General features: G+C 61.1%; 15 protein-coding genes. 8 read left to right on the plus strand and 7 right to left on the minus strand.

Annotated features, from left to right (window positions below):
- Positions 1-37 precede the first annotated feature (37 nt).
- The 3 genes from AC2FF8_RS13685 (at position 38) to AC2FF8_RS13695 (ending at position 2,626) form a co-directional block, all read left to right on the plus strand.
- Complete coding sequence (locus AC2FF8_RS13685; protein WP_496879937.1) at positions 38-1,135, plus strand: hypothetical protein; 1,098 nt, start codon at positions 38-40, stop codon at positions 1,133-1,135.
- A 163-nt stretch (positions 1,136-1,298) separates the two neighbouring features.
- Positions 1,299-1,607, plus strand: a complete 309-nt coding sequence (locus tag AC2FF8_RS13690; protein WP_170345056.1) for a hypothetical protein — start codon at positions 1,299-1,301, stop codon at positions 1,605-1,607.
- 65 nt (positions 1,608-1,672) lie between these two features.
- On the plus strand, positions 1,673-2,626 hold the full coding sequence (locus tag AC2FF8_RS13695; RefSeq protein WP_496879938.1) for a LysR family transcriptional regulator: 954 nt from the start codon (positions 1,673-1,675) through the stop codon (positions 2,624-2,626).
- Here AC2FF8_RS13695 and AC2FF8_RS13700 read toward each other — a convergent pair.
- Positions 2,623-3,066 (minus strand): low molecular weight protein-tyrosine-phosphatase, encoded by a 444-nt coding sequence (locus tag AC2FF8_RS13700; RefSeq protein ID WP_496879939.1) that lies wholly within the window; start codon positions 3,064-3,066, stop codon positions 2,623-2,625. The two genes, AC2FF8_RS13695 and AC2FF8_RS13700, sit on opposite strands and share 4 nt — an antisense overlap.
- Positions 3,067-3,094: 28 nt before the next feature.
- On the opposite strand from AC2FF8_RS13700, the gene AC2FF8_RS13705 reads away from it, so the two are divergent.
- Both AC2FF8_RS13705 and AC2FF8_RS13710 read left to right on the plus strand, forming a co-directional pair.
- Complete coding sequence (locus AC2FF8_RS13705; RefSeq protein ID WP_496880054.1) at positions 3,095-3,793, plus strand: NAD-dependent deacylase; 699 nt, start codon at positions 3,095-3,097, stop codon at positions 3,791-3,793.
- A gap of 61 nt (positions 3,794-3,854) precedes the next feature.
- Positions 3,855-4,463, plus strand: a complete 609-nt coding sequence (locus tag AC2FF8_RS13710) for an HdeD family acid-resistance protein (protein WP_496879940.1) — start codon at positions 3,855-3,857, stop codon at positions 4,461-4,463.
- Between the two features lie 92 nt (positions 4,464-4,555).
- Here the strand turns inward: AC2FF8_RS13710 and AC2FF8_RS13715 are convergent, their stop codons facing one another.
- The 4 genes from AC2FF8_RS13715 to meaB form a co-directional block, all read right to left on the minus strand.
- Positions 4,556-5,029 carry a copper chaperone PCu(A)C gene (locus AC2FF8_RS13715; RefSeq protein ID WP_170345052.1) on the minus strand — a complete coding sequence of 158 codons (474 nt, stop codon included), beginning with the start codon at positions 5,027-5,029 and terminating at the stop codon, positions 4,556-4,558.
- Positions 5,030-5,069: 40 nt separating this feature from the next.
- Complete coding sequence (locus AC2FF8_RS13720) at positions 5,070-5,420, minus strand: hypothetical protein (protein ID WP_496879941.1); 351 nt, start codon at positions 5,418-5,420, stop codon at positions 5,070-5,072.
- A 406-nt stretch (positions 5,421-5,826) separates the two neighbouring features.
- Positions 5,827-6,114, minus strand: coding sequence for a 50S ribosomal protein L28 (rpmB, locus tag AC2FF8_RS13725; RefSeq protein WP_050603240.1), 288 nt, complete (start codon positions 6,112-6,114; stop codon positions 5,827-5,829).
- Positions 6,115-6,299: 185 nt separating this feature from the next.
- A complete protein-coding gene (meaB, locus tag AC2FF8_RS13730) occupies positions 6,300-7,271 on the minus strand; it encodes a methylmalonyl Co-A mutase-associated GTPase MeaB (RefSeq protein ID WP_425079750.1) in 972 nt (323 codons plus the stop codon).
- Between the two features lie 213 nt (positions 7,272-7,484).
- Between meaB and hrpB the strand changes: the two genes are divergently transcribed.
- The 3 genes from hrpB (at position 7,485) to AC2FF8_RS13745 (ending at position 12,119) form a co-directional block, all read left to right on the plus strand.
- Positions 7,485-9,938 (plus strand): ATP-dependent helicase HrpB, encoded by a 2,454-nt coding sequence (gene hrpB / locus AC2FF8_RS13735; protein WP_496879942.1) that lies wholly within the window; start codon positions 7,485-7,487, stop codon positions 9,936-9,938.
- 157 nt (positions 9,939-10,095) lie between these two features.
- Complete coding sequence (locus tag AC2FF8_RS13740; protein WP_257600259.1) at positions 10,096-10,554, plus strand: NUDIX hydrolase; 459 nt, start codon at positions 10,096-10,098, stop codon at positions 10,552-10,554.
- An 89-nt stretch (positions 10,555-10,643) separates the two neighbouring features.
- Complete coding sequence (locus AC2FF8_RS13745; RefSeq protein ID WP_480685409.1) at positions 10,644-12,119, plus strand: inorganic phosphate transporter; 1,476 nt, start codon at positions 10,644-10,646, stop codon at positions 12,117-12,119.
- Between the two features lie 9 nt (positions 12,120-12,128).
- Here the strand turns inward: AC2FF8_RS13745 and AC2FF8_RS13750 are convergent, their stop codons facing one another.
- Both AC2FF8_RS13750 and AC2FF8_RS13755 read right to left on the minus strand, forming a co-directional pair.
- Entirely contained in the window at positions 12,129-13,103 is a 975-nt protein-coding gene (locus AC2FF8_RS13750; protein WP_170345046.1) for a 2-dehydropantoate 2-reductase, read from the minus strand.
- 79 nt (positions 13,104-13,182) lie between these two features.
- Positions 13,183-14,145 carry a pirin family protein gene (locus tag AC2FF8_RS13755; protein WP_496879943.1) on the minus strand — a complete coding sequence of 321 codons (963 nt, stop codon included), beginning with the start codon at positions 14,143-14,145 and terminating at the stop codon, positions 13,183-13,185.
- Between the last annotated feature and the right edge of the window lie 7 nt (positions 14,146-14,152).

A 14,152-nucleotide genomic window follows, 5' to 3' on the forward strand; every position in this document is an offset into this window, starting at 1 on the left:
GTCGCAGATTGAAACTATCAAACTGTTGGGAGTACGTGTGATCGATTACGGCTATGGGCAAGAGTTGCAGGAAAAACTGCCAACCCTGCCGCCGGCTGCGGTAAAGACAGTTGCGGCACGTGTGGCATTACAATGGCTTCCGATTATCTTTGGGTTCTTTGAGCAAGGCAGCAATAGAACAGACTATCAACAGTTTTTACTGTTATGTTTGAGAGCATGTGTTGTTTCCGGGCTCGAAGGGACGAGACCTAATCCGGAAGTCACTGCTCTCAATGCATATTTAAACTCCATTTTCATTTCAGGCAAAGACGCCGGAAGTATACTCGACTTCCTTCCCAAAGGCGCCAGTATCGCTTCTAACGCCCTCCGTATTGCCACCAACGAAGTCGGTATTATTATCTCAAGTCTTCCTTCTCACCTCACTGCCTATAAGGGCGAGGGTCTAAGAGAGCGAACCGCTGACACCGCTACGCTCACCGTCACACCTGAAGGCACCGAACAAGTGTTCGCAACCGAACTGTGGTATGGCGAAGTACCAGAGCCCTTCGCTGGAATGTCACGGCGGTTCTTTGAAAGCTCCGAAGGAACTCCTTGGGAGTTTTGGGCTGCATGGTATGAGGGGATGCTGAACGGCAGACCAATGGACTGGGAGCTTCAGCGGCGGATAGCATTGATTGATGAAAGTATTTGGAACACTGGGCCGGAAGCAGTTGCCAAAGAAATCGCGGAAGTTCAGGCCCGGTGGGATGTCGAGAAAACCTTATCGGACATTCAAAACAGCCTGACGGTTCGAACCTCAGCACGCCACGGCATCGGAGGGAACAACCCTCCTGAGAGCATTCACGATGAGCGTTTGTCCGGCGCGATAACCTTGATCTGGGAAGCCACCGAAGAACTCTCGACGGCTTTGGAAGAGGAACGCCCTGCTCGTGAGCGGATTGAAGCAATTCTGGGCAAACTCAAATCTGGATTGGCAGGATTTCTCAAATGGTGTGCAGGCAAAGGCGATCTTGCGGTCGATACTTTGATCAAGTGGGGTATTCCTGCGACAGGAGCAGGGTATGCTGCAAAGTATCCAGAGAAAATAGAAGCGTTGATCAAAGCCATCGAATACTGGCTGCCGTTCCTGTCCTGACCGGTGCCGGGCTGAAGCCCGGCCTACAAAGTGGGGTGTTTCCGACTCGTGCAATCACTTTTTCGCACCACCCGATTGATCCGAATTCCACTTTGATTCATACTCCGCCGCAGACCGAGAGGGGCATCAGACCCGTCCGGGCAGGCAAAAACGAGGCTCGAGTATGAAACAGTTTCTCCTTATCGCATTCTGTGCGGCATCGCTGACGGCGGTGGCCCAAGTCGCGGATGCGGCGCAGATCAAGCGGGCGTGTCTGGCGTCGGACCGGTCGGCGGCGACGCGGGATCGGTGCTCTTGCATCCAGCGCGTGGCGGATCAGGCGCTGACCCGCAGCGATCAGAAGACCGTGGCCAAATGGTTCACCGACCCGCATCAGGCGCAGGAGTTGAAGATGTCGCAGACCGCGCGCGACGATGCGCTGTGGGACCGGTATCAGAACTTTGGCCAGATGGCACAGGCGATCTGTAGCTAAGCCCTTCTGAAACCTTGACCTGATCCACGCTGCGCCCCAGAAAGGCGCAGCGAAAGGTGTATCTTATGGTGATGAAAGGGCTGACCCTGCGGGGCCTTGAAGTGTTCGAGGCTTTGGCGCGGACGGGATCGGTGGCACAGGCCGCCGAGATCACCGGGCTCAGCCAGCCGTCCGTTTCCCAGCAATTGCGCAATCTGGAAAAGGCGTTGGGCACCGAACTGGTCGATCACAGGCGGCGACCGATGCGCCTGACGCAGGCCGGGCGCAGCTTTCTGGCGCGGGCCGAGGCGGTTCTGGCCGAGCTGCAAATGGCACAAAGCGAATTGTCGGTCATGGATCTGGGGCATCTGACCACGCTGTCAATCGGGCTGATCGACGATTTCGACAATGATCTGACCCCACGACTGGCCACGCTGCTGGCAGACAGTCTGACCCGATCGAATTTCAAACTGATCACCTTGTCGAGCCTCGATCTGTTCGAGGCCCTGGCCGAACAACGCCTGCACATGGCCGTAACCGCCCATAGCGGAGAAGTTCTTGAGGGGGTGGTCGAGTACCCTCTGGTCCGGGATCCGTTCATTCTGGTTGCACCACAGGGGTCGGGCGGAGTGGAAGCGGTACAGAACAGCCTGCCGTATCTGCGCTATGCCCGCGAGCAACTGATCAGCCGGCAGATCGAGGCGCATATGGCGCGCGGCGCGCTAGAGTTCGAGGAACGGTTCGAGATCGGCTCGCACATGGCGCTGATGGCCATGGTTGCACGGGGCCTGGGTTGGGCGATCACGACGCCGCTGGGCTTCATGCGCGCGGCGCGGTTCCATGAAGGGCTGGAGGCCCACCCCGCCCCGTTCGGGGATTTCTCGCGCAGCATATCATTGCTGGCGCGAACAGGCTGGTCCGACCAGGTGCCGCAGGAGGTGGCGGGTATGACACGGCGCCTGATGCAGAACCAGATCGTGGACCCGGCTTTGGCCACACTGCCCTGGCTGAGCGGATCGCTGCGGGTGATCGGCGGTTAACTGTCCAGATGGGCGGCAAGCCCCTCGACTGCCGCTTCGATCAGGTCCAGAGCGCTATCGAAATCCCGTGTGTAATATGGGTCAGGCACATGATCCGCGCCGGTTTCAGGGGCGAAATCGGTCAGCAGGCGCACCGGGGTGTCACTGCCGGCGGGGCGCAGATCCTCGATATCCGCGATGTTGTTGGCGTCCATGCCGAGGATCAGATCGAAGCGGTCGAAATCGGCAGCCGTGAACTGACGGGCGCGCAGGTCACCCAGGTCAATTCCCCTGACCTTCGCAGCTGCCTGCATCGGGCCATAGGGCGGATTGCCCGCATGCCAGCCCATGGTTCCGGCACTATCGGTTACGTGGTGCGGCGCGCGGGCGCGAAAAACGCCCTCTGCCGCAGGTGAGCGGCAAATATTGCCCAGGCAGACAAAGAGGATACGGTGTGACATGCACCAAGCTGTACCGCGCGGAGGAGAAATGGAAAAGATCGTGATTCTGACCGGGGCCGGAATATCTGCCGAAAGCGGGTTGAGCACCTTTCGCGATGAGGGTGGGTTATGGGCCCAGCACCGGATCGAGGATGTCGCCACGCCGGAAGGATTCGCCCGCGACCCTGCACTGGTTCAGGGGTTTTACAATGCGCGGCGGGTTCAGGCCTCCAAGGTGCAACCCAATGCCGCTCATGAAGCACTGGCCCGGCTGCAACGGGACTGGCCCGGAGACGTCGTGATTGTCACCCAGAACGTGGACAGCCTGCACGAGGCGGGCGGCGCAAAAGATGTCATCCACATGCACGGAACTTTGGCGGGCGCGTTGTGTTCAGCCTGCGGCCATCGCTGGACCGCCCCGCCCGAAATGGCGGTTGGGGAATCCTGCCCCGCCTGCGCGCGGCCCACTGCCCGGCCCGATGTGGTCTGGTTTGGCGAGATGCCTTATTTCATGGACGAGATTTATGACCACCTGAGCAGCGCGTCACTTTTTGCCGCCATTGGCACCTCGGGTCAGGTTTATCCGGCAGCAGCCTTTGTGCACGAGGCACAAGCGGCGGGCGCACGGACGATCGAGATCAATCTGGAACCGTCGCCGGGCACATCCGGGTTTGACGAACGTTTGGTTGGCAAAGCGACTCAAACAGTTCCCCGATGGGTCGGGCACCTGCTTGCGCCGCACACTTAAGGTACAGACAACACGCGCTTAATTCGGTTAGACTGCCCCCGAAACGACTGGAGGACGAGAAATGGCTGATCAGGACCCCCGGACCGGTGAAATTCTGGATGAATGCAGCATGGCCGGGCGCGACATGCTGGGGGAGCAGCTTTCCAACCTGTGGTGGACCTTTCTGCTGCGCGGAGTGTTGGCCGGGCTTGTCGGCACTGCCGCACTGTTCTGGCCGTCGGGCAGCATCGCGTTGCTGCTGCGGCTGGTTGGTGTGCTGCTGATCCTCGATGGCGGCCTGACACTTTTGGGCGTTGGGCGGCGCGGGGTGATGGGTGGCGCTGCAATCGGTGCGCTTCTGATCGGGCTTGTCCTGCTGATCTGGCCGGAAGGGACCGTCAAACTGGCCTTTTTCCTGATGGGCGCCTGGGTGCTGATCATCGGGATCGGGTCGCTGGCGGCATCTGGGCAAATGCACGAAAGAGACCCGCAACGCGGCTCCATGCGCGTCTCGGGTTTCGTCGCGCTTGTCGTCGGGCTCGTATTGATGATCTGGCCAGCGGTCGCGCTTGTTGCACTGGGATGGGGTATCGCCTTTTCGGCACTCGCCATTGCCGCGGTCATGTTCTGGCTGGCGTCCCGATTCCGCCAGGCCGGTGACCGTGTTGGCCTGAAAACCATCAACAAATAGCACCAGCGGCAGCCACAAGGACAACAGGCCGGGCAATGCCCGGCCTGACGCATGGATGACGGCCGCAGCGCGGCCCGAAGACAGGCGTTGCCCTAGTTCGAATGTGATCCGTGCCCGCCCATGTCCTGACGCTCCAGATCGACCGGGATTTCGACTTCAACCTCGCCGGCCTTTTCGAAGATCAGCGTCACCGGAACCGTGGCACCCTGCTCGAACGGTGCCGTCAGCCCCATGAACATCACGTGGTCGCCACCGCGTTTCAGCATGTGGGTTTCACCTGCCGGAATGGCAAAGCCTTCCTCGACATGCACCATCTTGGCCACGCCATTTTCGTCGACTTTGTGGGTGTGCAGTTCAACCCGGGCAGCGGCATCCGAAGACGCGCCGACCAGACGGTCGTCCGCATCGCCCAGATTCTGGATCATCATGAACGCGGCTCCTGCCTTGGCGGTCTTTCCCGACGACCGGGCATAGGCGTCATCAACTTTGATGGTGCCTTCGGCAAAAGCGGGCAGGGCCAGGGTCACAGCGGCCAGGGTTGCAAACAGAGTAGTTTTGAGGGACATCGTGCCTCTCCTGTATTGTAGGTTTGAAAAAGGTTGGTTTTCAAACACGTACAGGCGGAGCGCGCGCCGGGGAGCCGGGGACCGGCAAGGCGATTTGATTGACCAGATGTCGCAGCGGCGCTATCCGCGCCCGCTCTGGCGCCATGGGCATGGGTGGTTGGGCAACGGCGACCGCGCCCATCAGGGACAACGCATAATCCGGACAGTAATGCGGTGGTGCGGTGGGCTGTCCGTCTTCGTCCATATAGACAACGACCGGACCGGTGCCTGTGCACAACACCATCTGACCCACGGCCCTGTCCATGCCGCGGGACACAGCAAGGCCCTGCCCGGTCAGAACCAAAAGCAGGGACAGAACATAAGGCAGGAATCGTGTTATGGCTGGTCTCATCCTGACCCGGGTATAGGTCAGTCGGCAGAGTAGCTTCAAGCGCCAAAGGGTCGCGCTTGAAGCTGGTTTCAGTAATCAATTCCCGGTCGTTTCACCTTGCTTGTATTGAAGCTGGTGTGGGAACGATTCACCCTGCGCTGCATCCGCGTACAAGCCGAAATTGCTTTGCGAAAAACCGCGGCCAGAAACAGGAAAAGGTAGAAACTTTTTAACGTCATAGTGAGGCCCCCGCCTGATGAATAACAGTGACGTTAGGTCAGATTCGTGAGTCCGTATGTGAAGCAATTCACCAATGGCGAAAAATAATTTCGAAATTGAAAACAATGCAAGGCGGCAGCGGGCGTCTCAAAACGAAAAAACCCTGCACCTCAGAGGTGCAGGGCCTGAAAACCGTAAGCGAAAAGGCTTAGGCCGTGGCTTGCGCCTTGGCAATTTCCTTCTTCACTTTCAGCGCGTTCGCCGACAGTTCTTCGTCCTTGGCTTTGGCCAGGAATGCGTCCAGGCCACCGCGGTGGTCAACCGAACGCAGAGCGGCTGCCGAGATGCGCAGCTTCACGCCGCGGCCCAGGGTCTCGGACTGCAAGGTAACGTCATTCAGGTTCGGCAGGAAACGACGACGAGTTCTGTTTTTGGCATGGCTGACATTGTTGCCAGTCATCGGGCCTTTTCCGGTCAGTTCGCAACGGCGCGACATGGTTTCTTCCTTTGTTTCTGGAGGCCGGGCACAAAGCCCTCGGCCAAATCACAAGGGGCACAACCCGAAGTCGCGCCCGAAAACTGGTTGGATGCGTGTAGTGGGAATCGCAGGAAGGGTCAAGACGGACCGGACGAATTCTTTCATTTTGCGCCCGCCTTTCAAACCTTGCCCCTTTCACCCCGTCAGCTCAGCGTGCCAAGCAGTTCCTCGGCCGCGCGGACCGGGTTCAGACGCCCGGCCGAGACTTCGGCGTTCAGGCGCTCCATCTCGGCCTTGGCCTGCGGCGTGTCGAGCCGGGCCAGAAGGGCATGGCGGACCTCCTGATCGAACCAGTATCGCGCCTGCGCCGCGCGGTTGGCCTCCCAGATACCGTTGTCGCGGCGCCATTGGATCAGGGATTGCATCTCGTCCCAGGCTTGCTCCAGCCCCTGTTCTTCGACCGCTGAAACGGTCATTGCCTTGGGGAAACCTTCGGGATCCTGCGGGCGTTTGCGCAGCAATCGCAGCGCGCCGGCATAATCTGCGCATGTCCGGGTCGCCGTGGCCTTCAGGTCACCATCCGCCTTGTTGATCAGGATGATGTCGGCCATCTCCATGATGCCACGTTTCACACCCTGCAATTCATCCCCGCCCGCCGGGGCCAACAGCAACAGGAACAGGTCCGACAATTCGGACACCACCGTTTCGGACTGCCCGACGCCCACGGTTTCAATCAGCACCACGTCATATCCCGCGGCCTCGCACAGGGCGATGGCCTCGCGGGTCCGCCGGGCAACGCCGCCGAGATGGCTCTGGCTGGGGGAGGGGCGGATAAAGGCGTTCTTCTCGCGGCTCAGGCGTTCCATCCGGGTTTTGTCACCCAGAATCGACCCCCCTGACCGAGCCGAACTTGGATCAACCGCCAGAACCGCGACACGCAGCCCCTGCCCCGTCAGCATCATGCCAAAGCTTTCGATGAAGGTGGACTTGCCCACCCCGGGCGTACCCGACAAACCGATCCGCAGCGCCTGACGCCCCGATCCTGCGAGCTGGGCCAACAGCTCGCTGGCCTGTGCGCGATGATCGGCGCGGTTGCTTTCCACCAGAGTGATCGCACGTGCCAGCGCCCGGCGCTCGCCCTTCAAAATCCTGTCGCTGAGGTTGTCTGTCTGCATTCTTGTCCCGATCCTAGAGGCAGGAATAGTTGCCGCGCTCCGGGGGCGTTTGTCCAGACCGGAGGTCTCTGGAAATGCGATCAAGGCAATAGCTGCGTCAATTCGTGCGCCGCGTGACACTTCCGGTTATGGTCTTGGCACCATGGGTTGCACCAAGGTGCTCGCACCCTGCGAGAACTGGACGCCACCTGCATGATGGCGGATAAGAGCCGGATGACGATACGCCTGCCCATCGACGACGCCATACCCGAACTGCTGGACACTTTACGTGCGCAGGGTCGCGCGGTGCTTCAGGCACCACCCGGTGCAGGCAAGACCACGCGGGTTCCTCTGGCAATGCTCGAGGCAGGTCTGTGCGACGGCAGGATCGTGATGCTGGAGCCCCGGCGGCTGGCGGCCCGGGCCGCAGCCGAACGGATGGCCGAGACCTTGGGAGAGCGCACAGGCCAGACCGTGGGTTACCGTGTGCGCGGCGAGGCGAAAGTGTCAAAAGACACCCGGATCGAAGTGGTGACCGAGGGCATCCTGACCCGGATGCTGCAATCTGACCCCGACCTGCCCGGCATCAGCGCGGTGATTTTCGATGAATTCCATGAACGGTCTCTGAACGCCGATCTGGGGCTGGCCTTGTGCCTCGAGGTGACGGGCGCATTGCGGGACGATCTGATCCTGCTGGCCATGTCAGCCACGCTGGATGCAGATCCCGTCGGCGCGTTGATGGCGGCCCCTCTGGTCACATCGGACGGGCGCAGCTTTCCGGTTGAGACGCGCTGGCTGGATCGGCCATTGGGACCGCAAGCGCGGCGGTTGGATGGGTTGGTCGATCTGGTGGTTCAGGCCGAGCGTGACACGCGCAAGTCAGGTGGTGGGATTCTGGTTTTCCTGCCGGGAGAGGGCGAAATCCGACGCGCTGAAAGCCTTTTGAACGGTCTGCTGCCCGACAGTTGCGTTGTGCGCCCGTTGTTCGGAGCCATGCCCTTTGCGGCCCAGCGTGCCGCGATTGCCCCGGTGGAACATGGGCGCAAAGTCGTGCTGGCGACGTCGATTGCCGAAACGTCGCTGACGATCCCCGATATCAAGGTTGTTGTGGACATGGGGCAGGCCCGACGAGCACGGTTCGATCCGGGATCGGGCATGTCACGGCTGGTGACCGAACGGGTGACCCGGGCCGAGGCCACACAGCGTGCGGGCCGGGCCGGACGTGTGGCCGAAGGGGTGTGTTACCGGCTCTGGTCGAAGGGGGAAGACGGTGCGCTGGCGGCCTACCCGCCTGCCGAGATCGAAGCGGCTGACCTGACCGGGCTGGCGCTGGAGCTGTCACTGTGGGGCGCCGACCCGGCCGATCTTGCCTTCCTGACTCCACCTCCCGAAGGGACGATGGCCGAGGCGCGGGCTTTGCTGACGATGCTGGGCGCACTCGACACCAATGGACGGATCACCGATCATGGGCGCGCCCTGGCGGCGCTGCCCTTGCATCCCCGGTTGGGGCATATGCTTGTGCGGGCCGGTCCGAACGCGGCCCCCTTGGCGGCGTTGATGGCAGAGCGTGACCCCCTTCGCGGTGCTCCGGTGGATATCACCCTGCGGCAAGAGGCGCTGCGCGATCCCCGGGCCTTTCAGCGCAACAGGGTCTGGCAGGTCAACATGGGCGCCGTGGATCGGATCAATGCCGAGACCAGACGGCTGCGGAAACAGGCCAAGGGCGACTCGGCCGATCTGAGCCCCGCCGCCATGGCTGCGCTGGCCTATCCTGACCGCATCGGACAGCGGCGCAAGGGTGACGCGCCGCGCTATGTGCTGTCAGGGGGAAAAGGCGTTGTTCTGGACAGTGCGGATCCACTGGCCAACGCTCCGTTTCTGGTCGTCATCGACACGGATGGCAACCCGCGCGAGGCGAAGGTCCGGATGGCCACGCAGATTTCGGAACGCGATATCCGCGATCTGTTCGCGGATCAGATCAATTGGGTCGAAACTTGCGCCTGGTCGAAACGCGAGCGGCGGGTCGTGTCGCGGCGGCAAGAGCGGTTCGGCGCGATCACGCTGGATGACCGCATCTGGAAGGACGTTCCAGACGACGCCGTGGCGCGCGCGATGCTGGACGGGATCCGCGATCTGGGCTTGCGGCTGGAAGGTGCCGCCGCGCGCCTGGCCGCCCGTGTCGAACTGGTGCGTGCCGATGGCGTTGATTTGCCCGATTTCTCTGTCGAGGGCCTGATGGCCGAGATGGACGACTGGTTGCTGCCCATGCTGTCAGGGGTCAAAAGCGCCGAAGACTGGAAGAAATTCGACCTTTTGCCCGCCCTGCGCGCGCGGTTGGACTGGGCACAGATGCAGGACCTGGACCGGCGCGCTCCGGGGTCATTTGAAACGCCCCTGGGGCGCAAGGTGCCAATTGATTACAGCGCTGCCGTGCCTGAAATCTCGGTCCGCTTGCAGGAAGTGTTTGGCGTGACCCGACACCCGGCAATCGGCGGCCAGCCTTTGAAGATCACCCTGCTGTCACCGGCGCAGCGCCCGATCCAGATAACGCGCGACCTGCCCGGTTTCTGGGCTGGCTCTTACGCGGATGTACGCAAGGACATGAGGGCGCAATATCCCAAACATCCCTGGCCCGAAGACCCGACCCGGGCTGATCCCACGCTGAGGGCGAAGCGCAGACGGGAATAGAACCGTCAGAAAAACCCGAGCTTTGCCCAAAATCCACGAAACAACCCGGCAAACCCTCAAAAACCGGCCAAAATTGGAAGGTCTATTTGAAACCCACCATTTCCGGTGTTAAGTCATGTCGGCTTTGAAGGCATAGAGTAGACAGACAAAAAAACTGATGAATGCATGGCTGCAAAATATCTGGGAAGAGGTCGGACGACCGCTGTTCCTGCGCCCCCGACGGGTGCAGTTTGCGGCGTTGTGCACCCGCGTTCATGACGGGCAGGACCAGGTCCTACTGATCACCAGCCGTGACACCAAACGCTGGATCATCCCGAAAGGCTGGCCCATCGATGGTTTGAGTGGCGCGGAAACAGCCCTTCAGGAGGCCTGGGAAGAGGCCGGGGTACGCGCGGATGCGGTTCACGATGAACCCATCGGTCAATTCACTTATGACAAGATCCTCAAAGACGGATCAGCGCAACCGGTATTGACCAATGTCTACAGGATTTCGGTACGTGCGCTGGCCGATGACTTTCCCGAGGCCGATCAGCGCGAGCGCAGCTGGTTTTCACCGGCTGAAGCGGCCACGCTGGTGCAGGAGCCCGAGCTTCAGGCCTTGTTGCGCAAACTGTAAGGAATTCGCAACATTTTGATGGCACCCAGCTTGCCTGAGCAGCCGGATACCGTTAGTGGCGCACGATCCCTCAATATTTGACCAAGTTCATGTCTGACACGAATCCGAAACCACGCTGGCAAACGTTGGACAGCGACCTGCACCGAATTTCGCGGGTCGAGACCGCCAACATCCATGTCGCGCGCCACCTGCTGGCACCGGGGGTCGCGCTGGCCTTCATGGCGCTGGCCGGGCTGACGGCGGTGGTCCTGTTCGGTCGGGCGGATGGCAGCCATATCGTGGTCGCGGCGGCCGCGTTCGGGGCCTATATGGCGATCAATGTCGGTGCCAATGACGTGGCCAACAACATGGGCCCCGCGGTCGGCGCGAATGTGCTTACCATGGGCGGCGCCATCGTGATTGCCGCCATTGCCGAAAGCGCAGGCGCTTTGCTTGCGGGGGGTGATGTGGTCTCGACCATCTCCAAGGAGATCATCGATCCGGCCTCGGTGCAAAACAACGAGGTGTTCATCTGGGCCATGATGGCGGCGCTGATATCGTCAGCCATGTGGGTCAACCTGGCAACCTGGATCGGTGCCCCTGTGTCCACCACGCATTCAGTCGTGGGTGGGGTCATGGGTGCAGGCATTGCCGCAGCGGGCCTGAGCGCGGTGAGCTGGGGCACAATGAGCGCAATTGCAGCCAGCTGGGTGATTTCGCCGATACTCGGGGGTGCGGTTGCGGCGGCTTTTCTGGCGCTGATCAGGTCGAAGATCCAGCATCAGGACGACAAGATTGCCGCCTCGCGCAAATGGGTGCCCATCCTTTTGGCGGTGATGGCAGGGGCCTTTGCCACGTATATGTCCGTCAAAGGGCTGAAGCGGATCGTGACAATCGACCTCAAGATGGCTTTGCTGATCGGGTTGGGTGTGGGGCTGCTGACCTGGTCCGTGACCGTCCCGTGGGTCAAACGCAAATCAGAAGGAATGGAGAACCGGACCCGGTCGCTGAAAACGCTGTTTGGCCTGCCGCTTGTGATCTCGGCCACGTTCCTGAGTTTCGCCCACGGCGCAAATGACGTGGCCAATGCGGTCGGCCCGTTGGCCGCGATTGTTCACGCGGCTGAATTCGAAGAGTTCGCCGCAACGGTTTCCATCCCGCTTTGGGTGATGATCATCGGAGCGTTCGGGATTTCCTTCGGTCTGTTCCTGTTCGGCCCCAGGCTGATCCGGATGGTGGGCCGCCAGATCACCAAGCTGAACCCGATACGCGCCTTTTGCGTCGCCCTGTCGGCGGCGATCACCGTGATTCTGGCCAGTTGGCTGGGCCTGCCGGTCAGTTCGACCCATATCGCCGTTGGTGCAGTCTTTGGCGTCGGCTTCTACCGCGAGTGGGATGCTGAGCGCCGGCGCAAACAGGGAAAGCTTCAGCGCACAGCGCAACACCTTGCCCCGGAAGAATACCGCCGTCGCAAGCTGGTACGAAGGTCGCATTTCATGACCATCGTGGCCGCATGGATTGTCACCGTGCCCGCCGCCGCAACCATGTCGGCCATCATTTACTGGGTGCTGACCGCATTCGCCTGAGCGATGACGTCAGAGCCTGATCTGTTCCGGCGACAACGGGTGATCGGGTGCATGTTTGATCAGGTCGGACACCTGCGTGCAGATGGGCGTTGGCACTCCGGTTTCGTGACCCATCCGGATGATATGCCCTTGCAGACTGTCAATTTCCGTTTGGCGTTCGGCCATGAGGTCATAGGCCATGGACGTTCGCGCATGCGGGTCGATCGTCAGCATCCGGGCCGCGATCCGGGTGAACAGCGGTGTCGGCAGCCGCAGAATATGCGGGGTCATCCATGCCGGAAGCGGTGTGGTCGAGGCCACGGGATGACCCGCCGCCTTGAGGACAGTCAGCGCCTCGGACATCTGATCCGCCATGAGATTGCGCCAGTCGCGGCTCATCAGCTGATCTACCAGCGCGAGGCCGGACAAAGCATTGAGCGCATTGTTCAGGTTGATCACCAGCTTGCCCCATTGCACGGCCTCGATCTGGTCGCTGGACGCAACGGGAAGGTCCGCGCTGCTCAGCTGCGCGGCCAGATCGCCGGCGCCGCTTTGGATGACAATCTCTCCGGACGTGGCCCGGTGATAGGTAGCGGGGCCGTTTGGCACCACGTTGAACGGAACCATTCCGGCGCGTATGTCGCGCCCGGGAAGGGCATTGCGCAGTGTTGTGGCGGCCTCGATCCCGTTCTGCCAGGACAGGACAGGCACGTCCCGGGGTGCAAAGGCACTTATCTGCTCGGCCATATCCGATGTTGCGCCAGATTTGACCGTTACAATGACAAGCTCGGCCTGGCCCAGGCAGGCCGGATCTTCGCTGAGCACGAGCGATTCCGGCGGGACCGTGTAATCAAGGCCGTCAAAATCCGTAACCCTGAGCCGGCGCTCACGGATCGGGTCCAGCACATGTGCGCGTCCCAACAGGGTCACGGAGTGCCCCGACCGGGCCAGCAAGGCTCCGCAGAAGCAGCCAATGCTGCCTGCGCCTGCAAGGACAAGTTTCATGATACCCCCTCCGGTACACCCGAAAAGGATCACCGCAAACGACCCGTGACACAAGCCCGCTTGCCCTCGACGTCGCACGCTAGCGGGCCAGCCGGGGTTTTGTGCGCTCAAGCTCTTTGGAAATAGGGATAAATTCCTGATCGTCACCCGGAGGCAGTTGAAACGCACCTTTGGCCCAATCGGCGCTTTTCCACTCACGGGTTGCGGTTTCGATCTTTTCCTTCGAAGACGAAACGAAATTCCACCAGATGTAGCGGTCTTCATTCAGGGTCGCTCCGCCCAGCAGCATCAGCCGCGCGCCCAGTGCGCCCGCCGTGACAGACAGCTTGTCCCCGGGCCGGAACACCATCATGCGGCCCTCGTCAAACCTGTCGCCCGCGATTTCGACCGAACCTTGCGTGACATAGACACCGCGGTCTTCATGGTCGTCAGGCAGAGGGAAGGACGCGCCGGGTTCCAATTGCACATCGAGATAGAAGGTTTCGGACAACATCGTGACCGGGCTGGTCTCACCATAGGCCGACCCCAGGATCAACCGGGCGCTGACGCCCGCATCCTGAAGATGCGGCAGCGCGGCCTGTTTGTGATGTTCGAAATCCGGGGCCATGTCCTCATGCGCTTCGGGCAAGGCGATCCAGGTCTGAATGCCGAACAGGCTGTGTTTCCTGCTTCGGGTCTCGTCGCTGGTGCGTTCTGAATGGGTCACACCACGGCCTGCGACCATCCAGTTGACCTCGCCGGGATAGATCATCTGATGTGTGCCAAGGCTGTCGCGGTGCTCGAACTCGCCCTGATACAGGTAAGTGACCGTGCCCAGACCGATATGCGGGTGGGGGCGCACGTCGATGCCGCCTTCGGTGATGAATTCAGCGGGCCCCATTTGATCGAAAAAGATGAACGGGCCCACCAACTGTCGTTTTACCGAAGGCAGCGCGCGGCGCACCTCGAACCCTCCGAGGTCACGGGCACGCGGGATGATCAACGTGTCCAGCGCCGGATTTTCCGAGATGCAGTCCGGATTGTGTGTCGGGTTCCAACTCATTTCAGCT

Source organism: Ruegeria sp. YTSA144, from assembly GCF_059610125.1.